Annotated in this window: 21 protein-coding genes; 9 read left to right on the forward strand and 12 right to left on the reverse strand. The window is 68.8% G+C overall.

The annotated features are described in order from the left end of the window. Window positions 1–7 precede the first annotated feature (7 nt). Window positions 8–1,399, forward strand: a complete 1,392-nt coding sequence (locus J4030_RS17040) for an oligosaccharide flippase family protein (RefSeq protein WP_208050434.1) — start codon at window positions 8–10, stop codon at window positions 1,397–1,399. After that, window positions 1,396–2,490: a glycosyltransferase gene (locus tag J4030_RS18620; protein WP_208050435.1), complete on the forward strand. Its 1,095-nt coding sequence runs from the start codon at window positions 1,396–1,398 to the stop codon at window positions 2,488–2,490. The genes J4030_RS17040 and J4030_RS18620 overlap by 4 nt, the downstream gene beginning before the upstream one ends. Window positions 2,491–2,494: 4 nt before the next feature. Here J4030_RS18620 and J4030_RS17050 read toward each other — a convergent pair whose 3' ends face one another. From J4030_RS17050 to J4030_RS17075, 6 genes are read right to left on the reverse strand one after another with little or no spacing between them, the layout of a single operon-like run. Then, entirely contained in the window at window positions 2,495–3,397 is a 903-nt protein-coding gene (locus tag J4030_RS17050) for a hypothetical protein (protein WP_243763547.1), read from the reverse strand. After that, on the reverse strand, window positions 3,394–4,497 hold the full coding sequence (locus tag J4030_RS17055) for a Gfo/Idh/MocA family protein (RefSeq protein ID WP_208050436.1): 1,104 nt from the start codon (window positions 4,495–4,497) through the stop codon (window positions 3,394–3,396). The genes J4030_RS17050 and J4030_RS17055 overlap by 4 nt, the downstream gene beginning before the upstream one ends. After that, a complete protein-coding gene (locus J4030_RS17060) occupies window positions 4,494–5,666 on the reverse strand; it encodes a DUF1972 domain-containing protein (protein ID WP_208050437.1) in 1,173 nt (390 codons plus the stop codon). The genes J4030_RS17055 and J4030_RS17060 overlap by 4 nt, the downstream gene beginning before the upstream one ends. Beyond that, entirely contained in the window at window positions 5,663–6,856 is a 1,194-nt protein-coding gene (locus tag J4030_RS17065) for a glycosyltransferase family 4 protein (protein WP_307864761.1), read from the reverse strand. Before J4030_RS17065 ends, J4030_RS17060 begins: the two co-directional genes overlap by 4 nt. Then, window positions 6,853–7,677: a CDP-alcohol phosphatidyltransferase family protein gene (locus tag J4030_RS17070; RefSeq protein ID WP_208050439.1), complete on the reverse strand. Its 825-nt coding sequence runs from the start codon at window positions 7,675–7,677 to the stop codon at window positions 6,853–6,855. The genes J4030_RS17065 and J4030_RS17070 overlap by 4 nt, the downstream gene beginning before the upstream one ends. Beyond that, entirely contained in the window at window positions 7,664–8,086 is a 423-nt protein-coding gene (locus J4030_RS17075; RefSeq protein WP_374222007.1) for an adenylyltransferase/cytidyltransferase family protein, read from the reverse strand. Before J4030_RS17075 ends, J4030_RS17070 begins: the two co-directional genes overlap by 14 nt. 466 nt (window positions 8,087–8,552) lie before the next feature. Between J4030_RS17075 and J4030_RS17080 the strand changes: the two genes are divergently transcribed. Both J4030_RS17080 and J4030_RS17085 read left to right on the forward strand, forming a co-directional pair. Continuing rightward, complete coding sequence (locus J4030_RS17080; protein ID WP_374222008.1) at window positions 8,553–9,566, forward strand: NAD-dependent epimerase/dehydratase family protein; 1,014 nt, start codon at window positions 8,553–8,555, stop codon at window positions 9,564–9,566. Further along, window positions 9,563–11,107: a hypothetical protein gene (locus J4030_RS17085; protein ID WP_208050441.1), complete on the forward strand. Its 1,545-nt coding sequence runs from the start codon at window positions 9,563–9,565 to the stop codon at window positions 11,105–11,107. The genes J4030_RS17080 and J4030_RS17085 overlap by 4 nt, the downstream gene beginning before the upstream one ends. A 32-nt stretch (window positions 11,108–11,139) precedes the next feature. Here J4030_RS17085 and J4030_RS17090 read toward each other — a convergent pair whose 3' ends face one another. The 3 genes from J4030_RS17090 to J4030_RS17100 form a co-directional block, all read right to left on the reverse strand. Beyond that, on the reverse strand, window positions 11,140–11,484 hold the full coding sequence (locus J4030_RS17090; RefSeq protein WP_208050442.1) for a YciI family protein: 345 nt from the start codon (window positions 11,482–11,484) through the stop codon (window positions 11,140–11,142). Between the two features lie 4 nt (window positions 11,485–11,488). Beyond that, window positions 11,489–11,833, reverse strand: coding sequence for a YciI family protein (locus tag J4030_RS17095; protein ID WP_208050443.1), 345 nt, complete (start codon window positions 11,831–11,833; stop codon window positions 11,489–11,491). Window positions 11,834–11,930: 97 nt separating this feature from the next. After that, window positions 11,931–13,211, reverse strand: a complete 1,281-nt coding sequence (locus J4030_RS17100; protein ID WP_208050444.1) for an RNA polymerase sigma factor — start codon at window positions 13,209–13,211, stop codon at window positions 11,931–11,933. Between the two features lie 172 nt (window positions 13,212–13,383). Here J4030_RS17100 and J4030_RS17105 point away from each other — a divergent pair, with 172 nt between their 5' ends. Next, a complete protein-coding gene (locus tag J4030_RS17105) occupies window positions 13,384–14,502 on the forward strand; it encodes a hypothetical protein (RefSeq protein WP_208050445.1) in 1,119 nt (372 codons plus the stop codon). Between the two features lie 326 nt (window positions 14,503–14,828). Beyond that, entirely contained in the window at window positions 14,829–15,818 is a 990-nt protein-coding gene (locus J4030_RS17110) for a hypothetical protein (RefSeq protein ID WP_208050446.1), read from the forward strand. Here the strand turns inward: J4030_RS17110 and J4030_RS17115 are convergent. Beyond that, window positions 15,812–17,308: a S10 family peptidase gene (locus J4030_RS17115; RefSeq protein WP_208050447.1), complete on the reverse strand. Its 1,497-nt coding sequence runs from the start codon at window positions 17,306–17,308 to the stop codon at window positions 15,812–15,814. The genes J4030_RS17110 and J4030_RS17115 overlap by 7 nt on opposite strands. 540 nt (window positions 17,309–17,848) lie before the next feature. Between J4030_RS17115 and J4030_RS17120 the strand changes: the two genes are divergently transcribed. After that, on the forward strand, window positions 17,849–18,625 hold the full coding sequence (locus J4030_RS17120) for an exodeoxyribonuclease III (RefSeq protein ID WP_208050448.1): 777 nt from the start codon (window positions 17,849–17,851) through the stop codon (window positions 18,623–18,625). 41 nt (window positions 18,626–18,666) lie between these two features. Then, window positions 18,667–19,491: an HAD-IIA family hydrolase gene (locus J4030_RS17125; protein ID WP_208050449.1), complete on the forward strand. Its 825-nt coding sequence runs from the start codon at window positions 18,667–18,669 to the stop codon at window positions 19,489–19,491. On the opposite strand, the gene J4030_RS18625 is transcribed toward J4030_RS17125, so the two are convergent. Together J4030_RS18625 and J4030_RS17135 are read right to left on the reverse strand one after the other, a co-directional pair. Continuing rightward, the gene (locus tag J4030_RS18625) at window positions 19,473–20,996 is read right to left on the reverse strand and encodes a LamG-like jellyroll fold domain-containing protein (protein ID WP_208050450.1); all 1,524 of its coding nucleotides are present in this window, start codon (window positions 20,994–20,996) and stop codon (window positions 19,473–19,475) included. The two genes, J4030_RS17125 and J4030_RS18625, sit on opposite strands and share 19 nt — an antisense overlap. A 95-nt stretch (window positions 20,997–21,091) precedes the next feature. Then, window positions 21,092–21,703 carry a CalY family protein gene (locus J4030_RS17135; RefSeq protein ID WP_243763548.1) on the reverse strand — a complete coding sequence of 204 codons (612 nt, stop codon included), beginning with the start codon at window positions 21,701–21,703 and terminating at the stop codon, window positions 21,092–21,094. Window positions 21,704–21,868: 165 nt separating this feature from the next. Between J4030_RS17135 and J4030_RS17140 the strand changes: the two genes are divergently transcribed. Beyond that, a complete protein-coding gene (locus J4030_RS17140) occupies window positions 21,869–22,345 on the forward strand; it encodes a MarR family winged helix-turn-helix transcriptional regulator (RefSeq protein ID WP_208050451.1) in 477 nt (158 codons plus the stop codon). Window positions 22,346–22,481: the final 136 nt, after the last annotated feature.

Raw genomic sequence — 22,481 nt, forward strand, 5'->3', positions numbered from 1 at the left:
TGCCGAGATGCTGACACCCACCAGCACCCGAGCGCGGGCCACCGGCGTGGCGACGGGCGACGGGCAGGACCCCGCACGGTCCCACTCCGCATGGCGCAGCGTCGGGCGGAGCGCGATCGCCCGGGCCGGGATCCTGCCGATCAGTGCGGTTCTCGGGATCATCATCACCCGGCAGGTCATCGACCACTTCGGCGACGCGGCGTTCGCGCAGTACGGTCTGCTGCTCGGCATCGCCGGGCTGCTGCCGTTCGCCGATCTCGGTACGTCGGCGGCGGTGGTGAACTCGGTGGCGGCGTCGCCGGATCCGGCGGCCGACGCCGAGGTGCACCGCGTGCTGGTCGGCGTCCTGCGGATCGTGCTGGTCATGACGGCCGTGTTCCTGGTGGTTGCGGGTGTGCTCACCGTCACCGGTGCCTGGGGGAGCCTGCTCGGGCCTGGCCTCGGGCCGCATGGTTCGTTGGCGGCGGGCCTGTGCCTGACGTTGATCGCCGTTGCGCTGCCGGCCGGGTTGGGTCAGCGTGCCCTGGTCGGGCTGGGACGCAACCACGTGCCGATCGTGCTGCAGAGTCTGCAGTCGCCGGTGATGCTCGCGGTGATCCTCCTCCTGGTCGGGGCCGGCGTCGCCGCCGGGCCGTACATCGCAGTGATCGCCTACGCGACGACGTTCGTGATCGCGATCGTGTGCTTCCTCCTGGCGGCGCGGGTGATGAGCCCAGCCATTGGACGAGCCGTACGCGATGTGCCCCGGTTCCGCCAGGTGCGTGGCGCGCGCGTGTTCAACCTCGCGTGGCCGATGCTGATCCAGATGGTGGCACTGCCGCTCGCGATGCAGACGGATCGCATCATCATCAGCCACGTCTGCACGGTGCGAGACCTCGCGACGTACAACCTTGCCTCCCAGATGTATTCGCCGGTCTGGCAGGTGGCGGCGGCAGCGGGCACGGCGTTCTGGCCGGTGTTCGCCAAGGCCCGGGCACGGCAGGAGGCGCCGCCGATGTCCCCGCTCGCGGCCGGGTGGCTCTTCGCGGCGGGCGCGGCGGTGCTGTGTGCCGTGATCTCGCTGCTGTCGGGCAGGCTCAGTCACCTCGCGTCGGGCGGGGTGATCACCCTCGGCCTCGGCATCATCGTGTCCTTCTCGGTCCTGATGGTGCTGCAGGCGGCGAAGTACCCGCCCGGCATGTACATGACCGACGCACCCGGACTTCGGTACCAGGCATGGATGATCCTGCTGATGCTGCCGGTCAACCTCGGGGTGTCCTGGTGGCTCGCGACGGTGTGGGGTCCTGTCGGCCCCGTCATCGGATCCGCCGGCAGCGTCCTCCTCTTCCAGGTGGTGGCCAACTTCAGGTACGTGCGCCGGCACGTCCTGGCGGCAGCGGCAGCGGCGGCGGCAGCGTGAGTGATCGCCCGCGGATCGCGCGGATCTACTCCTCGCTGCGAACGGCGCACCTCGAACGGTTCCAGGAGCTCGATGCGTCGACCGTCATCTACCGGACGGCGCGGTACGACTTCGACCCGCGAGCGGGTGACCCGGCATCGCCTCCTCGGCAGCTGGGTCGGGGAGGGACGATCTGGCACCTGCTGACCCGTACCTACGACGTCGTCGAGGTCAACGAACCCGGCATGGCCCGGTTGTGGCCCGACCTGATCCTTCAGGTGGCTGCCATACGAGCGCGGTCCTGGGCGACGCGCCGGCACACCTCGATCGTGACCTACTGCATCGGCATCGTCGACCCGTCCGACGATGCGATCGGGCACCGCATCCTGCGGCCGCGGGTGGTCGCCGTCCTCTCGAAGCCGTTCCTGCGCATGCTCATCGGGTCCATGGATCGGATCGCGTTCGGCACGACCGGCAGCTATGCCATGTACCGGCGGCACGTCACCGACCGGGCTCTGCGTCCGAAGGCGCGTTTCTTCGAGGCGGTCCCGGCGCCCTGTCGGTGCCTGCACCGCGCCGCGAGCGGGCGGCAGGGGACGTCCGTGGCGTTCGTCGGTGCGTTCAGTGAACGCAAGGGGATCCAGCAGCTCATGGACGTCTGGGACATCGTCGGACGGGGCCGTCCGGACCTGACCCTCACCCTGGTCGGCCAGGGCGAACACGAGGCCGCGGTCCGCGCGTGGGCGTCGGGTCGCTCCGGTGTCCACGTCGAGGTGGACCCCCCGCGCCACGAGATCCACCAGATCCTGCGGGACACCGACTGCCTGGTCCTCCTGTCGCAGCGCGTCGGCGGCTGGCGGGAACAGGTCGGCCTGCCCATCGTCGAGGCTCTGGCACACGGCTGCGAGGTGGTCACCACCGACGAGACCGGCCTGGCGGACTGGCTCCGCGAGCAGGGACATCTGGTCGTCCCGGCGGCGTCGCCCGTCGCCGCCGTCGCCGCCATGTTCAGCGCACACCTCAGGGACAGGCGCAGCAGCGACGCGGTGCTCCGGGACCTACCCGACGAGGATCAACGCCTGGCGGCGGACCGTTGGATGGTCGGAGCCTGACACCTCAGCTGAACTGCGCCACCAGACGCGCGGTGTGGGCGATGTTCGCCCGGCTCGAGGCTCCGAAGACGATCGACTCGATCTGCGGCTGAGCGCACACCCATTCCAGTGCCTCGCGAGGCGGGATCGCTCCCGACGCGAAGACCGACATCGCGACCGCACGGAACTGCCGGTCCCGCAGTGCGGCCTGGTACTTCTCGATCCCGCCGGACATGCGGAAGCCGATCTTGTTGATGTTGGAGCAGACGATCGGGTTGACCAGGCCGATGTCCTCGAACACGTCGAGCGCACGCGGCAGGTTCATCGTGATGTAGCCGGGTTCGGCGCCGTACCGGGTGCGCACGTGTTCGTCGAAGATCAGGAAGGCGTCCTTGAAGTCGAGGCCGAGGAGCAGATCGACGATCACGTTCTGCAGCCAGATCACGGGGGTGGAGACCCCTCGGAACGCGGCCATCTCGGCGTCGACGAGGAGGGTGATGATGCCCTCGACATCCTTGGTGGCCAGTGCGCGGCCACCGCGGAACGCGGCGTTGAACACACCCTCTTCGGGCAGGAAGCGACGGATCGCTCCGAGCATGCCCTCCTCGGTGACCGCGTCGGCGTACTTGTGCGCGTAGGGCATGCATGGGTAGAACGCGAAGTCCTGGTAGCGCTCGGGGTGGGCGCGCACATGCGTGCAGATCTCGCCGATCCGGTCGTGCGTGGTGCACATGAAGGTGGAGATGCCTTCGGAGTAGGCGCCATCCAGGACATCGACGATGGACTGCACATCCTGGAAGCGCATCGCCTGCTGGCGGGCCTTCTCCTCCGACATGTGGTTCACGCCGAAGAACTGGTTGTCCCCGAACAACAGGCGCGGCATACGGCGGGTCGTGGGGGCGGGCTGCAGAGCGATCTGGGCGGTCATGACTGCTTCCGGAAGATGTGCCGCTTGCCGCGGCCGGTGGTCGTTACCTGGGCCTGCGGTGCCGAGCGCAGCATGCTGCTGGACGGGCCCCTCGCGGCGTCCTGGGAGATGAGCTCGAGTGCGCGGTCGGTGACGGCGGCGCTCTGGAACGTGTTGACGCCGTCCACCTTGCCCGCCCTGGCCCGCTGCACGAAGTAATCGAGTTGGGCGCTGTACTCCTCACCGCGCAGGTAGAACCAGGTCGGCTCCGTCAGCTCGGTGGTGTACTTGGTGTTCCAGCCGTGTCTATAGCCCGGCGGCGGTTCGACGGTGTCGCGCAGATAGGCCTGGCACTCCTGACGGTCGGCCTGGATGCGGCCGTCAGTGCCCCAGATCGTCACCTTCGTGGTCATCTTGCGACAGGACTCGTCCGACCAGTTGACGCTGATCTGACCGCTCACCCCCTCGTCGAAGTACATCGTCGACACCACCTCGTCCTCCGTGTGGTCGGAGAAGACGCGCCTGAGCTGGGACCCGCCGACACCGGTCGGCGCGCCGAGATACCACGTCAGCAGGTCGATCGGGTGGGCCGCGTAGTCGTAGAGACAGCCGCCGCCCTCGGACTTCCTGCTGCGCCAGGTCGAGCCCTTCGACCGCAGGACGACGGGCCCGTACGCCTCGGCGAGGACGTGGGTGACCTGTCCGATCGCGCCGGCATCCAGGAGGTTGCGCACTTCCTGGAACGCGCCGACGAACTTGTTGTGGTACCCGACCTGAGTGACCAGGTTGCGTTCTTCGGCCAGCTCGCCCAGGGCCACGGACTCCGCCGATGTCAGACACAGTGGCTTCTCGCAGAACACGTGCAGGTCCCGTTCGAGCGCGGCACGGACCATCGGCTCGTGCATCCGACTCGGCGTGGCGATCATGACCGCGTCCAACTCGACCGAGTTCAGCATGGTCTCGTAGTCGCTGAACTTGTGCAGTCCGGTGTACTTCCCGAGGACGTCGAGCAGGTAACCGGCGGAGTCGACGATCCCTGCGACCTCCACGTCCGGGTGCGAATTGATCATCGACAAGTGGGACAACCCCATCTTGCCGAGTCCGACGACACCGATCTTCATGTTCCTACTCCCGCCTTCGTCATGCTCGATCTGTCGGGGCACGTCGCGAACTGCCGCAGGACGGCTTCGTACTGACCGGCGACGTGCTCCCAGGTGAATTCATCGGCGTGCCGCGCCCGGCTCGCTGCCGACAGCGACGCGCGCAGGTCGGCCGAGTCGAGCAGCTCCGTGATGCAGCTGCTCGCTGATTCGACATCGTCGAAGTAGAGTGCGCCGGCGCCCGCGACCCACCGGTTGTACGGGTTGTCGTGCGCGACGACCGGGTTGCCGACCGCGAGCGCCTCGACCAACGACGGGTTCGTGCCGCCGACGGTGTGCCCGTGCAGGTAGATCGCGCTGTGGAAGCGAAGCGCTGCCACCTCCGTCGGCTCGTAGATCGCGCCGACGAAGCGCACCTCGTCGCTCGCCGCCTCGACCACGGCTCGGTGATAGGGATCGGCGTCCGGTGCGTAGTTGCCGAAGATCGCCAACTGGTGTCCGCGGGTCTTCGCCGAGAAGGCCTGCACCAGTTCGAGGATCGAGTTCTCCGGGATCGGGCGGCAGATCAGCGTGAGGTAGTTCCCGGGGGTCAGTCCCCGGGCGAGCACCGGCTGGTACGACGCCTCGCGGACGGCGTGCGCGCCGTACGTGATCGTCGAGATCTTGCGTGCCGGCGCCTTGCGCTCGAGGTATTCGTTGATGCAGGGGTGATCGGCGATGAGGTGGTCGCCCACGGTGCAGGCGATCCGCTCGTTCGCGTAGAGGATCGCCTGGCGCAACTTGCCCCACCGGGCCCGGGACCACTCGATGCCGTCCATGTTGATGACGTTCGGTACGCCGAGAACCCGTTGCAGAACGTTGAAGATCGCCGTGTTGTAGCCGAACGTCAGACACACGTCACGATGCTGTGCAGCATGTCTGACGGTGATCCAGTCGAAGGTGGACGTGCCGAGCCAGCCGTCCCGGTCGACAGGCACGATGACGCGTTCGATGCCGCGCCAGACGTCCTCGCGGATCGGTCCGACGCCCTGCTCCTGGCAGTAGACGATTACCCGCCACCCGTGGTCGCGCAGATGGAGTGCGACGTTCTCCGCGGCGGTCTCGAATCCGCCGTACGCAGCGGGGATTCCGTGCGTACCCAGGATGCGGACCGTCGGCGGCGAGGCCGCGCCGGCTTGTGCGTCGTTCATGCGCCGCGCGCCACCTCTCGTGGACGCGCCGAACGACCGTGGTTGCGTGCACGGCGTCGGTCGGGTCGCAGGGCCCCGACGAGGTCGGCGATTTCGCTGCCGTACCGGTCCACCGCGAAGCGGTCGACGGCGCGTGCCCGTGCACGCTCGGCCAGCGCCATCGCAAAACCCGGGTCGTCCATCAAGCGAGCCATAGAAGCAGCCATCGGACCGGCTTCTCCCGGGGGCACCAACAGGCCCGTTTCCTCGTGTTGAACCGTCTCCAGGTGTCCCATCGCGGCGGCGGCGATGACCGGCCGGCAGGCGAACTGTGCTTCGACCACGGCGTTTCCGAAGGGTTCACGCAGTGACGGCGCGAGAACGGCGTGCGAGCGGGCGAGAGCCGGCCACACGGGGGAGACGTATCCGGAGAAGGTGACCGCCCCGGCGAGGTCGTCCTCCTGGGCGCGCGCACGGAGCTCCTGCTCGTACCACTCGTAGCCGGCGAAGGGCGTGCCGCACACGTCGAGGTGCACGTCGCGTCCGGCTCGACGCAATTCCGCGACCGCCTCCAGTGCGATGTGGGGTGCCTTGCGCGGAGAAAGTCGTCCGATGACGGCCAACCGGAACGGGAGTGGTGCCGGTACGGCGGGGACGTCGACGGACGGCTGCGGGACGCCGTTGTAGATCAGGTGGGTCCGTCGCTTCAGCGCCGGCACGTCGCGAGTGGTCGCGTCCATCACCGAAGGACTGATGGCGATCAGCGAATTCGCCGCGAGCAGTGGTGTGTTCAGCGCGACTCTGATCAGTCGACGATCCTCCGCCTCTGCTTCGTGCACGTGACAGACCGCGCCGATCCGGACGGATCGGGCCGCCGTGATCCACCAGGGAATGGTGACCGTGTTCACGTAGACGGCATCGGGAGCAACCGACCTCAGGAGACGCCGCATACCCGGCAGCGCCCGCATGGCATCCGCGCCGAGGGCGACGATCCCGGCGGCGGACATGTTCGACCGGCGCACCACCGGGAACGCAAGGAACTCGACCTCCGCACCACGTTCGGTGAGGAGCGGCACCAGCGGTCCATCGTCGGGGATGACGACGACCACTCGCCAATCTCGAGCACGCATCGCCGAAACGGTTTGGAGCATCTGCAGGTCCGACCCGTAGACATCCGCCGACGGGTTCGCGATGAGCAGGGTCCTGGTCATGCCGTCGCGCCGGTGGTGGGGAGGTGCGACAACTCGCGGAACCACTTCGCCAGGCCCGCAGCCAGATACGCGATGTTGGCGACCAGTAGGAGCCCGTACACCCAGAGGAACAGGTGATGTTCCCCTAGGAGGACGAAGGTCAGGAGCAGCACGCCGTAGTCGGTGGGCGCGACGAGCAGACTGCGCAGTACGGGCGCCGGCGCGTCCGTCGCCGGCACCGTGCCAAGTGCTCGATGCAGCTGGTCGTTGAGGATGATCACGAAGAACAACACGGTCGCCACCCATGTCCACACGAGGGGGATGAGCAGCTCACGATCTGAGGTGCCGGCCCGGTACAGCGACACGAGCACGGCGAGATGCAGCCCGCAGACCTTCCCGCTGTCCACCACGTGGTCGAGCCATTCTCCGGCGGGCGAACCGCCGCCGCGGAGTCGGGCGAGCTGGCCGTCGGCCGAATCGAACGCGTAGCCGATGGCCAGGCAGGCGCACACCGCGATACCGAGAGTCGTTGTCGGTGAACCGAATACGAGAAGGACGATCGCCGCGAAAGACCAGGCGGCGCTGATGAGCGTGACGGCGTTCGGGGTGAGTCGGCAGTGGTAGGCGACTGCGGCGATGATGCGGCCGGCCTTGCGGTTGACGAATCGGGAGTAGGCCGGCGCACCCTTCGACGTCTTCTGCGCACCCGAGAGCCGCCGAATCGTCTGGCCGAGGGTCTCGTCGCTGGGCCGGCGGGTCGCCTGGCCCTGCGGTAGGACCGACACTCCGCCCGCCCCGCCCGGCGTGACCGAGCGGAGTGCCGGTTCCTCACGACGCGGCATGATGCAACGCCTCTCGCAGCAACGTGCTCGACGTGTGGATCGTGTAGGGCAGGTAGCAGACGGCGACCCCGACGGCAGCAAAGTCGTGTTCGAGCCGGTCGCCCTTCGCTGTACCGCGCCAGTCGTCGCCTTTGAAGATGATGTCGAACGGATGCTCGCGCCAGGTGTCCAGCTTGCGCGGCACGACCTCCACGATCGCCTCGTCGACGAAGACGATGTGTTGGACGATCTCCAGACGTTCCGATGTCGGCACGACCGGGGTCCTGCCTTTCGCCCGCTCGGCCATCTCGTCAGAAACGACCCCCGCGATCAAGTAGTCGCACCGCTCGCGGGCTCGCCGCAGAATGTTGAGGTGCCCGATGTGGAAGAGGTCGTAGACCCCGGGCGCATAGCCCACGCAACCCCTCACGCCGACTCCTCCCATGGCGCTCCCGTCCTGTGCGGGTGGCCGTGGCGAGCAGACTAGGGACCCTTTCAATTCGCAGCCCGGCTGTTGCATCTGCGAATGAACCGCTGCAATAAAGCGACTTTACCTACGCCTTTCTGCAAGGGGGGCCCTACATAATCCATTTGAGGTTATGTCCTGATCGGGGGGCTCCCCGTGGCCCGCTGACCTGCGATAACGAATACTTCACGGTGTCCGAGGGCGGTAAGCAATGGTCAACGCAAAGTAAATAATCCGTAACCGCTTGACCAGCAAACGGCCATGGCATACGTTCGCAAAATTCCGACCTGAAGAAACCGGACCGCCTGGGGAGGCGGACTTCCTTTCCTGCCTACCGCGCCGATCGCCAAGGTCGGCGCGCCAGCTCAGTGCGCCACGACCACGATGGGCCGCGGCGTCATTCCCTTTCAGGACTTGCCAAGGGGCCACATTGTCCGAGCACCAACCGCACCAGAATTACGGGCGGGAAATTCCGCATCTCGCGGTCGAGCAGCGCCGCATTCTGGTCACCGGCGCCGAAGGAACTGCCGGGCGTGCTCTGGTGGAGCAGCTGGCGGCTCGAGGACTCCAGGTCCACTGCGCCGACAGCCAACCGATGTGCCTCCCGTCGGCTGTGTGCCACCTGATGCCTGAGCCGGCGAACCCCGGCTTCCTGCCAGCCCTGGCCAGGATCGTCCAGCGTTATGGCATCGACCTCGTCATACCGGCGAGCAGCGACGCCCTGCCGGCGATCTCCATCGGTCGCCTCTCGCTCGGCGTCGATGTCGTCGTCCCGGGGCCCGGACCCACGGGTACGGCGCACGACCGGTTACTGACGGCGTGGAGCCTGTCGTCGCACGGCGTGGGAGTCCCCGATTTCGGCGTTCCGAGTGACTTCGCCGATGCCCAGGACGCGCTGGACGCGATGGGCGGGCAGCTGACGCTGCGCTCGCGATGGGCCAGTGGTGCGCGGGTGGCGACGGTCTTCAACGCATCGGACGACCTGGACTGGTCCGCGATGAGCGATGACTGGTTCGTGCAACGGTTCGTTCCCGGACTGACGTACTCCGTCGTGCTCTACCGGCCGCTGGACGGAAAGGGGCGCCTGGCAACGGTTTTGGAAGAGTCCGTCCAAGAGGACACCGCGGCTGCGGTGACCCGGGTCCGCGAGGACGATGCCATCGGCGTGGAGCGAGTCGCCCGGGCCGCGGTCCGCGCTCTCGGTCTGACCGGGCCCCTCGAGGTGGGCATCCGGTGCGGCGCGGACGGACTGCCCGTGGTGCTCGACGTGAAGGCGTGCTTCGGGCCGCACACCGGCTTGGTCCCGGAGGTGCTCGACGCGGTGCTACGAGATCACCCCGCGCCGCCACCGACCGGCGTCCGCCAGCAGGCCGTCTACGGGATGGCTCCAAGTTCGCGCGGTGCGCTGAGGAATCGCGTGGCAAGGATCGGGGAAGCGCGATGAGTTGGGTTCCGGGGCGTGGCCGTCCGGTCGCCATGCCGTTCGACAGGACACCGCTGCGCGGGCGCAGCGTCGACCCGCAGGCGCGCATCGCGTGGCTGCTGAGGCTCAACAGACTCGCGACGGTGCCGGGCCCGGCCGGGCAGTTTCTCGAGATGCTGCGAGCGCAGGGCTGCCAGCTGGGCCCCAGCACCTTGTGCCGGTACGAAACCGGTGCCGAGCGTGTCCCGCTCTCGGTGGTCCGCGCCTACGAAGCGGCGCTGAACCTGCCTGCCGGACATCTTGTCGGGGCCGTCTGCGGGCTCGACCGGATGTTCGGCCCGGCGCTCGCGACCGAGTCGTATGCACCCATGTCGCGGGCTCAGCTCAGCAAGGCGCTCGGCGACTGGGAGACCCGGGTGCCCGCCGGCGCCATGCTCGGTACCGACTGGATCCGGGCGGCCGACGTCATCACGCGACCGACCGGACCGGTGCTGCCGCCGTCGGTGCTGAACAGTTGGGTGGATCAGCTGCTGTCCGAAGCGATGCGGTCGGTCCGTCACGCGTCGACGACTCGGATGCACACGGTGGGCTCGCTGCTGGTCGATCGTGACGCCAGCCGGATTCTGATCGACTCGGTCGAGCGCGTCTCCTCGGAGCCGGGAGCCCAGGGTTCCGCACGCATCGTGGCCGTCCTCGGCACCAGTCCCGATCCTGCGGTGCTCCGTTGGTTGGTCGGCCTCTTCGAGCGGTCCGAGGGCGAGCAGCAGTGGGGTGCGGCGTACGGCCTGCTCAACTCGATCTGCCGCGGCACGCTCCCCGGGGATCTCGTCCCTGCCGTCAGTCGCGCGGTGGTCGATGCTGCGAGCGACGGGCTGGATCGCGGCCGCCCCGCGTTCATGCTGGCGCAGCGTATGTCGGCGGCGCTCACCCAGCAGGTCGTGGCCAGGATGGGACGGTATCCAGCGCCCACCGCAGCGGGTGCTCGGGTGCAGAGCCCGGCCGCGCTGAGCAGCTACCGGCTTGCCGCGCTGCGCGAGTCGGGGCTGGACGACCCGATGCTGGATCGGCTGCTGCGCGAGGCGTTGTCGCCCGATTTCGTTGAACGGCAGGACCATTCGCTGTTGATGCTGGCAGCCAGTCCGTATCGGGACGTGCTGGCCGATGTCGCCGTGCAGCAGATGGGCGACCCGACCGAGCCGTACGCGGCACGGGCGGCGGCACACCTTCTCACCTACCTCGCGCGCCCCGAGCAGCAGCAGCAACTGGTCGAGCTGATGGTCACCTCGGGCGAACGGTCCGCGCTGCTGCAGGCGCTCGCCCACGCCGGGGGCGTCCCTGCGGAGGTCGACCTGGCCGGGCTGGCGGACGATCCGGTGCTGGCACCGGCAGCAGTGTCCGCCGCCGGGATGAGCAACCATCCCGATCTGCAGTGGTTCCGTACCAATCCGGGCCTCGCCGGCAGCGAGGTGCAGTGCATGGCGCAGTGGTGGGGGCGCACAGGACCCGCCGTCACCGACGTCGCGCCGGCACCGCGAAGCGACCACCTCGGTCTGGCCGGGTGATCGCGTCGCGGGCGGCGTACGTCGGGTGCGGGTCAGGGGTTGGCCGCTGACGGGATCCGACGGACCTCGATGGGGGCGAACTGGGCCTCGACCAGCTTGCCGGCGATCTCGGTGGCTCGGTCCATGCCGCTGCATTCGACGATGTAGTAGCCGGCGGCGATCTCCTTGATCTCTACGAACGGGCCGTCAGTGACCACGGGCCGGCCGCCCTCTGTCCGCACGATCTTGGCGTCGTCGACCGAGAGCTCGCGGGTGTCGATGAGCTCCCTGGAGGATCTCAGCTCGTCCTGCAGAGCGACGTGGGCGGCGTTCAAGGCGTCCGGGTCGAGCGCCTTCCAGGCCCCGGGGCTGCCGTAGATCAGGATCATGTAGCGCATCGCCCTAGGCCTTCGCGTCGTCGATGGGCCAGAACGGCCGCAGTTCGATGCGACCACCGCGCGCCATCGGGTGGGTGGCCGCCACGTGGATCGCGTCGTCCAGGGTGGCGCAGTCGAGGATGTCGAAGCCGGCGATCCATTCCTTGGTCTCGGCGAACGTCTCGTCGGTGATCATCGTCTCCCCGTTGCGCACGCGGACGAGGGTGGCTGCCTCGGGTGGCCGCAGCCGTTCGCCCATCACCCACTGCCCGCGTTCGTTCAGCTGGGTGAACCAGTCGTCGATGCTGGTCTCGGGAGCATCCGAGGTGTCCGGGTCCCCGTCGACGGCGACGATCATCAGGTAGCGCATCTGTACGTCCTTCGTGGTGGTGGATGGAGCGGTGTCGTCAGGACGTTGCTCGGCATGGTCGGAGATCGACGCGTCGACTGCGAGGGAAGGCGCCCATTCAGTCGCGCGCGGTCAGGTCGTCGATCCGCCCCTGGAAGAAGCGGGCCTCGGCGGCGTTCGCCGTCAGCAGGATCGCCTCGCGGTACCCGGCGGCGGCGTCGTCGACCCGCCCCAGACGACGCAGCATGTCGGCGCGGGCGGCCGGCAGGTAGGGGTAGGTGGTGAGCGCGGGGTCGTGCACGAGCGGTTCGAGAGCGGCCAGTCCCTCGTCGGGTCCGCGCGCGAAGCTGACGGCGACGGCGCGTGCCAGCGCGACGACGGGGGTCGGCCAGTGCTGTTGCAGCACGTCGTAGAGGGCGAGCATGTGCGCCCAGTCCGTCTGGGCCCAGCCTGCCGAGGTGTCGTGGACCGCGGCGAGCGAGGCCATCACGGTGTACTTGCCCGCGTCGTCGCCCCGGACGGCGGCCGCGAGCAGTGTCAGGCCCTCGTCGATGAGTGCGCGATCCCACCGGGACCGATCCTGATGCTCCAGGTCGACGGCCTCGCCGTGGGAGTCGACGCGGGCGTCGCGACGCGCCTCGATCAGCAGCAGCAGAGCGAGCAGCGCGGTGGTCTCAGCGCTGTGCGGCAGCAGTTCGTGCAGCATGCGGGCCGTCTGCAGGGCGCGGGCGGTCAGATCCGCGCGGATCAGGAGGTCGCCTGATGCAGGCCGATAACCCTCGTTGAACACCAGATGCACCGTGTCCAACACCGACGTCAGGCGCTCGGGGAACTCCGCCGGGTCCGGTGTCCGGTAGGCGATGCCCGCGTCCGCGATCTTCTTCTTGGCGCGGGTGATGCGCGCCTGCATCGTGCTCTGGGTGACCAGGAACGCCTTGGCGACCTCGACGGACGTGAGGCCGCAGACGAGTCGCAGGGTGAGTGCGACCCGAGCCTCGGGGGCGAGGGCGGGGTGGCAGCAGGTGAAGATGAGCCGCAGCCGGTCGTCGGGTAGCTGCTCGAAGACCGTCCCGGAGGACGGATCGACGGGTAGGGCGCCGGGGTCGTCCGGGAGGAGCTGCGGCAGTTTGCGGGTCAGCGTCGCGTTGCGCCGATGCACTTGCAGCGCGTTGCGCACGGCCACGGTGGTGAGCCACGCCCCGGGACGGTCGGGCACTCCTTCGTGCGGCCACTTCAGCAGGGCCGCGGTGAAGGCCTCCTGGACGCAGTCCTCGGCGATCTGGATGTCGCGGGCCACGCGGATCGTGGTCGCGACGACCTGGGCCCACTCCTGCCGGTAGGCCTGCTCGACGGCATCGGCAGCCGAGGAGACGCCGGCGGGCTCGGGCCGATCTCGCATGGTCTCCTCCACCTCGACTGTGCAGACTCGGTCGGCTCGGTTCGTCGACCACCAGATTCTCTCTACACCGTTGCGTCACCCGCCGGCGGATCGACAACCTGAGCCTGTCGCTCGAGCTCTTGCAGGAGTAGAACGGTGACGGGATACCGATTCGGGGAGGAAGAGGGATCTGATGAAGGGGCGGTCACGGGGAGTGTGGACGGCGCTCGGATGCGCGGCGGTCCTGGGGATCAGCGGTTCAGCGTTGGTTTCGCCGTCGGCGCATGCGCAGGTGCGGTCGGTGGCGCCGCGAGCGGCGACCACTCCGCCGGCGCTGCCGCCGGTGAACACCTGGGTCTACGGGTGGGCTGCGGTGATCGTGATCGAGTCCGACGGTCAGGAGCGGCTGATCCGGGTCAGCCCGGACGGTCGCACCCGGGATGTGGGTCCGGTGGCGGGCACGAGCGCAATCACCGACGTGTCGTACGACGCGCGTCGGATCATCACCCAGCTGGATCTGGGCGGAGGGTTGACTCGGTTCCTCGTGTGGGACAGCACCACCGGCGGCAGGTACCAGGTCACGCTCACCGGCACGACGACCCAGCTGTTCTTCGGCCCGAACGGCGGCCTGGTGTCTGTGAGCGACGACGCGGCGGGAACCGTCGTGCGCAACAGGTACGGCACCCCGATCAAATCCTTCCCGACGCTGAGGGGTGCGTTCCCGGATGTGTCGCCTGGGGGGACCACCCTGAGCTACCAGTCGTATACGCATTCCGTGGGCCACTCGATCGCCTCGCTGTTGACGGGGAGAGTCGTGCGGTATGCGGTGAGTCCACAGCAGGTGGACTGTCCGGTGACCGGGATGTGGTCGGACGGCTCGACCAAGTTCTATTGCGTCGACATCCCGGGAACCACCGACACCTACACCCTGTCGACGGCGACCGGCGTCACCACGCAACGCGGCCCGTCAGGTGCGGACCTCGGTCAGGTCGTGCCGACCACCCCCATGGTCGGCACGAAGTACTGGGACGTGCGGGACCAACTTCTCGATGTGTCGGGCACCACCGCCAAGCCGGTGCCGCTCACCGGTCCATGGGGAGATCGGGAGGTCCTGGTGACCTTGCTGGGCGGCAGGGGCAGTTCGGCATTCGTCGAGGTGTCCTGGAAGAGCGTCGTCGGGTCCGGCACCGTGACGTATTCGACGCTGGTGCGCAAGTCACTCCCTAATGGGCCGACCACCGTGTTGGCAGGTAGCGGTTCTGCTGACGGACGACGCATCATGAACGTGTACGTCGTCGACGGTCTCAACTAGCCTCCGCGTCGGCGATCGAAAGTTCCGATGTCTACCAATCCGGTGGCGGCTCGGCGCCGAAGTCGGATCGGCGTCCCTAGTGGCAGCATCCTCATCGGCGTGACCGGCTCGAGCAGCGGCAGCGCCACCAATGCGGACAACGACGGGTTGGCCACTATCACCTACTGAGCGCTGCAGATTCGATAGCGCGCCAATGTGAGAAACGAACGCGCGCAGGTATATTTTGGCTCTGCCACTGCTATGAGTTCTGCCACGCAGTTAGTGCGCAACGAGTACATCTAATTGGCTGTGCACCACATGAGCGAGGTCTGAAGGGAGGCTGCGAGATGACCAGCGCGGATCAAGAGACGCGCACCCGGCGTACGGGTCCATCTCGGCGCGTCATCGCCGCGCACCTCGCGTGGACGACGCCGGTCATCGCCGTGGGTGCCGCCGCTCCCGCGATGGCCGCGAGCCCGCCGGTCACCCTCACGCCTGCCGTGGGCTCCACCCAGTACTCGATCCCCGCAGGGACGACCAAGTTGACCTACACCATCGTCGGTGGGGGTGGGGCCAACGCGAGTACCACCGTGACCGGTGGTTCGGGAGCCACCATCTCGGGCACCATCGCATTGTCGGGGGCCGCCACCACGATCACGGTGGTGGTCGGCGGAGTGGGTGGTGCCGCGGGCGTCGGGACCGGCGGCGCGGGGTACGGCAACGGAGGTGCAACCTCCGCCGACCTCGGCCGCGGCGGCGGCGGGGGTACGGCGATCCTGGACTCCACCGGGAAGCCGTTCGTGGTATCCGGTGGTGGCGGTGGCGCGGTGGCGGCATCCTCCTCGGGCTACACGGCGAGCGGCACCAACGGTGGTAGCGCCACACCCAACCCGAACGCGGGTGGCACCGTGACACTGACCCCGACGGCCGGCGGCACCGCTCTCACCGCGGTCGGCGGGGCTGCTCCGAGCGGCGCCACCGGTGGGGCCGGTGGAAACGGCGCGACAGGAACGGGCACCCCCACCACTCGGTACAACGGAAACGCGGGCGGCAACAACGGCACGGGTGCCAGCGGTGGCGGCAACGGTGGGGCGGGCGTCACCATCCCGACGTCGGCCAGCGGTGGCACACGCGTCGTCGGCACGGGTGGAGGCGGCGGCGGATACGCAGGTGGTGGTAGCGGTGCGGGTGGCGCGGTCACCGGCACCAACTATGCCGCGTACGGCGGTGCCGGAGCCTCGGGAAGCAGCTACACGGCCGGCACGGGCAATACGGTCACCAGCAGCGGGAGTGGGAACAACGCCGGCGCCAACGGATCCGCCACCATCACCTACTGATTCGCGCGGCCTCCGGAGGCCGCACGGACGAACGCCGACAGATCTTTGCTTTGCTGGATGCGGCTCGGCTGGTGGACGTACATCATGTGCCCGGCTTCGTAGAAGTGGTGCTCGATGTTGTCCAGCCGGGACGGCGGCAGTCGCAGGTGGGCGACCGTCTGCTGCGCGGCGTAGTACGGCGTCGCGCCGTCGTAATAGCCGTACGCGATCTGCACCCGTAGGTGCTCGTTGGCGCGCATCGCCCGCTCGAGGCGGTCGGCGACGTAGACCGAGCGGCCCTCGAACTCCTTGTAGCTCCACTCCTCGAGCACGCCCTTGCCGAACACGTTGAATGGTGCGTCGTCGGTGTTGCGCAGCTCGGCGTGCGAATAGTGCTGGTACGCCGCGGCATACGCGCCGATGGTCGCGTCCATCGACGGGTCGGCGTCCATGTGCTCGGCGATGCCGGAGGCCGCCGGCCCGGTGAAGCGGGAGTCCAGACGGCCGACGGTCAGCCCCTGGTCGCGCAGCAGCTCGCCGAAGTAGCGCCAGTGCTCGATCCGCAGGTCGGCGCGGTCGACGTAGTCCGGCGACAGACCGGTGAGGGCCGCGACCCGGCGTACGGCGTCGGCTCTCTCCTCCGGGGTCAGCCGGTTGCCGCGGGAGAGCGCCCACGGGTAGTCGCGGGCGGCGTACTCCTCGGCCTCGGCGAGGACCTCCTGCAGAGAGCGGCCGGGGTGCTTGCCGTGCCGGTGCGCGGTGGCGGCGTAGAACGGCAGGTACATGATGTGGCCGCGGTCGTCATGTCCGTCGAACTCGGCTGTGCCGAAGTCGAGCACGCTGGAGATGAGCATCAACCCGTTGAGGTACATGCCCATCTCGTCCTGCAACAGCTGCGCGAGCCCGGCTGCGCGGGTGGTTCCGTAGGACTCGCCGGCCAGGAACTTCGGCGACATCCAGCGGCCCTCCTTGCTGACCCAGCGACGGATCACCTCGGCCACCGTCTCCAGGTCGCGCTTGAACGCGTGGAAGTCCTTGGGTTTGCCGCCGTCCACGACTCGCGACCGGCCGGTCGAGACCGGGTCGATGAAGACCAGGTCGCTGTCGACGAGCAGGGTCTCGGCGTTGTCGGTCAGGTCGTACGGCGGCGCGGCCAGCTCCCCGACGTCGCCCATCACGACCCGGCGGGGGCCGAGCAGTCCCATGTGCAGCCACAGACTGGAGCTGCCCGGCCCGCCGTTGAACGCGAAGGTGACGGGTCGGGTGTGCGGGTCGGCGTCGTCGAGGGTGTACGTCGTGATCCCGACCTGGGCGCGGGGCACGTGGCCCTTCCAGACACCGTCCTCCACCGACTCCTCGCGCAGCACGACCCGTCCGGTGGTGGCCGTGTAGTGCAGCGGTCCGCTGGGCAGCTCGAGGGTGTGGGTGGTGTGGGTGAGGTGATCGCCCGGATCCGGGGTGGGAGCGGTCGAGCTCGTCGGGGCGGTGTCGGCTTTGTCGGCGTCGGCCATGCCCGCAGCGTACGACGCGGGAGCGCCGGTCAGGGTGGCCCGTTTCGCTGTGAGTGAGGTTGCAGGCGAATGGAACGGACACGCTCGCCCGGCCCGTCGGTCCCAGTTCACCTGCCGGTGCAGGAAAGTGACCGTGCTGCCGACAATCCACGCGCGTGACTCTCGCGGGTGCAGGGAAGTGGCCGTGCTGCCGACAACCCACGCGCGCGGCGTACGCCGGTGCAGGGAAGTGGCCGTGGCGCCGACAACCCACGCGCGCGTCGCACGCGGGTGCAGGGAAGTGACCGCGGCGCCGATAACCCACGTGGGTGACGCCCAGCAGCGTGAGGCGTCCGAAGCGCTTCTCACCCAAGCCGTCTGAAGGCGCGCGCCAGCGCAGGAAGTGACCGTGGTGTCGATAACCCACGCGGGCGTCGCACGCGGGTGCAGGAAAGTGGCCGTGGCGCCGACAACCCACGCGCGGGCCGCGGACCCCGCACGAACTACTGTGCGCAGCGCACCCGAGACCGCGGGCCCCTGCCCGAGAGAGTGAGCCGACCTGTGCGACTGATCTCGGCCAACGTCAACGGCGTTCGCGCCGCACACCGGCGCGGCGGCATGGCGTGGATCGCCGCGCAGCACCCGGATGTCGTCGCACTGCAGGAGGTGCGCGCGAGCGACGCTCAGCTGCGCGCGGTGCTGGACGACGTGGGGATGGGCGACTGGTCGGTGGCGCACACGGAGGCCGCGGATGCCGGGCGTGCCGGGGTGGCGATCCTCGCGCCGGGTCCGCTCACCGACGTGCGGGTGGGGCTGCCCGGTTTCGAGCAGGCCGGGCGGTGGGTGCAGGCGCGGATCGGCGACGTCACCGTCGCCTCGACCTATGTGCACACCGGCGAAGCCGGCAGCCCGCGGGAAGAGGAGAAGCTCGCGTTCCTGGAGCGCATCGGTGAGCGGATGGGTGACCTCGTTGCCGAGAAGGCCGTGTTAACGGGCGATCTCAACATCTGTCACACCGCGCTCGATCTGCGCAACGTCAGGGGGAACGTCGGGAAGTCCGGCTACCTGCCGCAGGAGCAGGCGCATCTCGATCGGTGGGTCGCCGCGGGCTGGCGGGACGTCGTACGCGCGGACGCCGGCTCCGTGGACGGGCCGTACACGTGGTGGTCCTGGCGCGGCAAGGCGTTCGACAACGACACCGGGTGGCGCATCGACTATCAGTGGGCGTCGCCGTCATTGGCTGCGCTCGTCACGGCTGCGGGGGTGGGCCGCGCGGCGTCGTACGCCGAGCGCTGGAGCGACCACGCAGCGGTGACCGTCGACTACCGCGCGGGGTGAGAATCGCGCGGTCTCCGTGGTCGTGCTGAAAGAATGCGGCCATGACCAACAGGAGACCGGTCGAGTGCTGGCTGACCGACATGGACGGGGTGCTCGTCCACGAGGAGCACGCGCTGCCCGGGGCTCCTGAGTTCCTGGCGAAGCTGCAGTCGAGCGGGCGCCGGTTCATGGTGCTGACGAACAACTCGATCTACACCCGGCGCGACCTGCGGGCCCGCCTGCTGGCCAGCGGGATCGACCTGCCCGAGGAATCGATCTGGACCTCGGCGCTCGCGACCGCGCAGTACCTGCAGGATCAGAGGGCGGGCGGCTCGGCATACGTGCTGGGGGAGTCCGGGCTCACCACGGCGCTGCACGAGGTCGGCTACATCATGTCCCAGCGCGATCCCGACTACGTGGTGCTGGGGGAGACCCGCACGTACTCGTTCGAGACGATCACCCGCGCGATCCGTTTGATCGACAACGGTGCCCGTTTCATCGCCACCAACCCGGACGCGACCGGCCCGTCGGCTGAGGGCTCACTGCCCGCAACGGGCGCGATCGCCGCGCTGATCACCAAGGCCACCGGCGTCGACCCGTACTACATCGGCAAACCCAACCCGTTGATGATGCGCAGCGCGCTCAACCAGATCGACGCGCACTCCGAGACGACGGTGATGATCGGCGACCGGATGGACACCGACATCAGGAGCGGCCTGGAGGCGGGGATGCGCTCGATCCTGGTGCTGACCGGATCGACCCGCGCCGAGGAGGTCGGGCGTTTCCCGTTCGTGCCGACCTGGGTCAAGGACGGCATCCACGACGTGGTGCCGATGATCGACGAGCTCGCGCCGGTGCCCGCCCGGGATCAGGACGCGGCGTCGTAGTGCGCTGAGACCTGGGCCGCGGTCAGTGCGGACCCGAAGAGCGCCGCGTTGTAGACGCTGGCGTTGATGAAGTTGCTGGTCGGTGCGGCAGGGAAGCCCTGCAGGTCGTTGTCACCGATCCGGAAGTAGCCGTTGAAGCTGCGGCCGCTGGTCACCGTCGTGTCGCTGTCGGCCAGCTGGCCGTCGAGGTAGAGCCGCATCCCGGCGCTGGAGAGGGTGGCGGTCGCCAGGTGCCAGGTGCCGTCGTTGACCTTCCCCGCGGTGTTGACGTACGCGACTCGGCCGGGATTGACGCCGAAGACGAGCTGTCCGGCGTTCGTGATGTAGAGCACCCGGTCGCCTGCCGTTTTCGCGGCGCCCGTCTGGGTGTCGGAGAAGCCCATCAGCACGCCGCCGCGGGTCGTCGTGGTCTTGAACCAGACCTCCAGGCTGAAGGTGTTCGGGCCGGCGACGAAGGTAGGGGTGCTCACGTACCCCGAGCTGCCGTTGAGCGTGGTCGCACGGTCGGTCCCACACGGGCTCGTGGTGGTGCCGCTCGTCGCACCCGCGCGGCTGGGCTGGTAGGTCCCGTTGCGCCCGTTGCCGGAGGCGTCGACGGCGGCGTTGCCGCTCTGTTCGCCGAGGGGATAGAAGTAGTACGGGTTCGCAGCCTGGACGGCGTTCGCGCAGCTGAAGTAGTTCGCCGCCGACCACGTGTCCGCGGCGTTGGTGGTCGTGTCGGAGAACGCGCTCGCGGCGTGGGCGGGCATCGCGAGACCGGCCGAGATCGCGCAGACGCTGAGGCCCACGAGGACGAGCCGACCGGTACGACGCGGCCGGACGGGTGTGGCAGCGTGCCGCGCGGCGTACCCCGTGGGGGTCAGGACGCGGGTGGTGCCGATGGAGATCGGCGTGCCGGTGGCGGCGGCGTCAGAGACACCGAGGCCGCCGCCCTCGCGGTCGTCGTCCTCGTCGTCGGGGCGGAAGACGAAGGCCGCCGAGACGAGTGCGAGAAGGGCCGCCAGGATCGGGACCAGCGCGGCCGCCTGGTGGGTGCGCAGCAGGTAGACCGGTTTCCCGATGAAGGGCGAGCGCAACGACGCGACGCCATGCACCGCGCTGCGGGAGATCGGTGTGGAGTCGTCGGTGCGGTTGGCGTCACCGCGCAGGGTGAGGCGACCGTCCGCGCGTACGGCGACGAAACGATGCATCCGCAGGCGACCGGCGTGGTCGGGGTCGTCGGCGAGGAGCACCTGGCCGACCCGCAGATCCTGCGGTGCGACCGGGCGGGAGGCGACGATGTCACCGGTCCGCAGCTGCGGTGCCATGGAGTTGCTCATCACGACGGTGGTGTGCCAGCCGATCGCGACCGGGAGGATGGACCAGAGCAGCAGGCTCGCGAGCATCGCCAGCGCGGCCCGCGAGAGAGCGGTGATGACGAGGGCGCCCCAGCCGCCGCGCCAGCTCGAACCGCGGGTGACGTGCACCTGCGGCTCGGTGGGTCGGTCGACGACGGCGACAGGCACGCGTCAGCTCCTCGGTGGTTCGGATGGTCCTCGGGTCCCGGATGGTGGGTGTGGGTGCGGCCCCTGAGGGAGCCGCACCCACACCTGTCGAGGGATCAGCTGTTCTGGGCTTCCCAGGTGAAGCCGATCGAGGCGGTGCCGCCCTGCGCCGAGTTCGGGGTGCTGGCGTCGAGGCCGTAGGTGATCTTGTAGACGCGGGTGTCGGACGCGGTGCCCGTCGGGGCCCAGGTGCCGACGCCGGTGGAGTAGTTCGTGGCCGCGGAGGCGAACGACGCGAGCGTGCCGGTGTAGACCGCGGAGCCGCTGGTGAGCGGCGTGAAGCCGGTGCAGGAGCCGTAGCTGCCGCCGGTGCCCTGCACCACGGTCAGGTTCAACGACGAGGACAGCGCCTTGGTCGTCGTCGCGCCGGTGCCGTAGAGCTTGACCGCGGAAGCCACCGAGCCGGTGGAGGTGACCGCGATGCACTTGGAGTCGGTCGAGCCGGGCTTCAGGTTGGTCGCGCTGAACATCGCGGTGTTGTTGCTGTCGTCGGTGAGCGCGACGGTGCCGGCCGACCAGTTGTTGCTTCCGTTGCTCGTCGTGGCGGAGAACGCGGAGTACGACGCTCCCCAGACGAGCACGCCGGAGGTGACCAGTCCGGTCGCGACGGCACCGAGGGTGATGGCGCGGACGGAACGGCGACGGGGGCGGCGGATGGCAGCAGACATGGGAAACGACCTCTCGGGTTTTACGGCTAGGACGGGCTGTGTGGGACCCGTTCCGCTCCCACGGTGGGTCAACAGAAGGTAAAGTAACGGTCAATCGTACGACTGTCAAACGATCCGAATGACGTATGGTTGCGTCTTCATCAATTCGACTTCGAAAGGACTCGCATGTCCGTGTCTCCGGATGCCGATGCCGATGCTCTGGCGGACGGCATCGACGCCCTGCGGGCGCTGATCGTCTCGGGCGAGCACCTGCGCCAGGCCATCGCCGAGCACTTCAACACCGGTGTCCCCGAGACCCTGGCGATGAGCCACCTGCGGCTGCGCGGTCCGCTCGGCCCGCGGGAGCTGGCCGAGCGGTTGGGGCTGACCCCGTCGACCGTGACGTCGCTGCTGGACCGACTGGAGACGGCCGGTTTCGCCCAGCGCACGGCACATCCGACGGACCGCCGCAAGACGGTCATCTCGCTGACCGAGGCCGGCGAGGCCGTTGTCGCGGCGTCGGATCGGTGGCTCAGCAACACGATCGAGCGGCTCGGCCCGCAGGCCACCCAGCAGGTGACTCGTTCGATGCGGCTGCTCGAAGCCGGACTGAAGGAGCAGACCGCCGACGTCCTCAGCGCCGCCCCGATGGGCGACGGCTGACCCACAGACGGCGAGAGCCCCGGACCAGCGCTGGTCCGGGGCTCTCGTCCTGCTCGCGTCGAAGGCGTCAGCGGTTCTGCACTCCCGTGTTCGAGACGCCGATGTCGATGACCGTGCCCTTGGCGAGTGTGCCGAG

The organism is Allobranchiibius sp. CTAmp26 (genome assembly GCF_017565405.1).
In the GTDB taxonomy this organism is placed as follows: domain Bacteria; phylum Actinomycetota; class Actinomycetes; order Actinomycetales; family Dermatophilaceae; genus Allobranchiibius.

Coding starts and splice junctions, on each gene's coding strand:
- J4030_RS17065 (WP_307864761.1), bottom strand. CDS start 6,856: ATGACCAGGACCCTGCTCATCGCGAACCCGTCGGCGGATGTCTACGGG.
- J4030_RS17090 (WP_208050442.1), bottom strand. CDS start 11,484: ATGCGCTACATGATCCTGATCTACGGCAGCCCCGGGGCCTGGAAGGCG.
- J4030_RS17140 (WP_208050451.1), top strand. CDS start 21,869: ATGTCCGTGTCTCCGGATGCCGATGCCGATGCTCTGGCGGACGGCATC.
- J4030_RS17125 (WP_208050449.1), top strand. CDS start 18,667: ATGACCAACAGGAGACCGGTCGAGTGCTGGCTGACCGACATGGACGGG.
- J4030_RS17105 (WP_208050445.1), top strand. CDS start 13,384: ATGAAGGGGCGGTCACGGGGAGTGTGGACGGCGCTCGGATGCGCGGCG.
- J4030_RS17040 (WP_208050434.1), top strand. CDS start 8: ATGCTGACACCCACCAGCACCCGAGCGCGGGCCACCGGCGTGGCGACG.
- J4030_RS17100 (WP_208050444.1), bottom strand. CDS start 13,211: ATGCGAGATCGGCCCGAGCCCGCCGGCGTCTCCTCGGCTGCCGATGCC.
- J4030_RS17135 (WP_243763548.1), bottom strand. CDS start 21,703: ATGTCTGCTGCCATCCGCCGCCCCCGTCGCCGTTCCGTCCGCGCCATC.
- J4030_RS17095 (WP_208050443.1), bottom strand. CDS start 11,833: ATGCGCTACCTGATGATCGTCGCCGTCGACGGGGACCCGGACACCTCG.
- J4030_RS17110 (WP_208050446.1), top strand. CDS start 14,829: ATGACCAGCGCGGATCAAGAGACGCGCACCCGGCGTACGGGTCCATCT.
- J4030_RS17115 (WP_208050447.1), bottom strand. CDS start 17,308: ATGGCCGACGCCGACAAAGCCGACACCGCCCCGACGAGCTCGACCGCT.
- J4030_RS17085 (WP_208050441.1), top strand. CDS start 9,563: ATGAGTTGGGTTCCGGGGCGTGGCCGTCCGGTCGCCATGCCGTTCGAC.
- J4030_RS17050 (WP_243763547.1), bottom strand. CDS start 3,397: ATGACCGCCCAGATCGCTCTGCAGCCCGCCCCCACGACCCGCCGTATG.
- J4030_RS17060 (WP_208050437.1), bottom strand. CDS start 5,666: ATGAACGACGCACAAGCCGGCGCGGCCTCGCCGCCGACGGTCCGCATC.
- J4030_RS17070 (WP_208050439.1), bottom strand. CDS start 7,677: ATGCCGCGTCGTGAGGAACCGGCACTCCGCTCGGTCACGCCGGGCGGG.
- J4030_RS17055 (WP_208050436.1), bottom strand. CDS start 4,497: ATGAAGATCGGTGTCGTCGGACTCGGCAAGATGGGGTTGTCCCACTTG.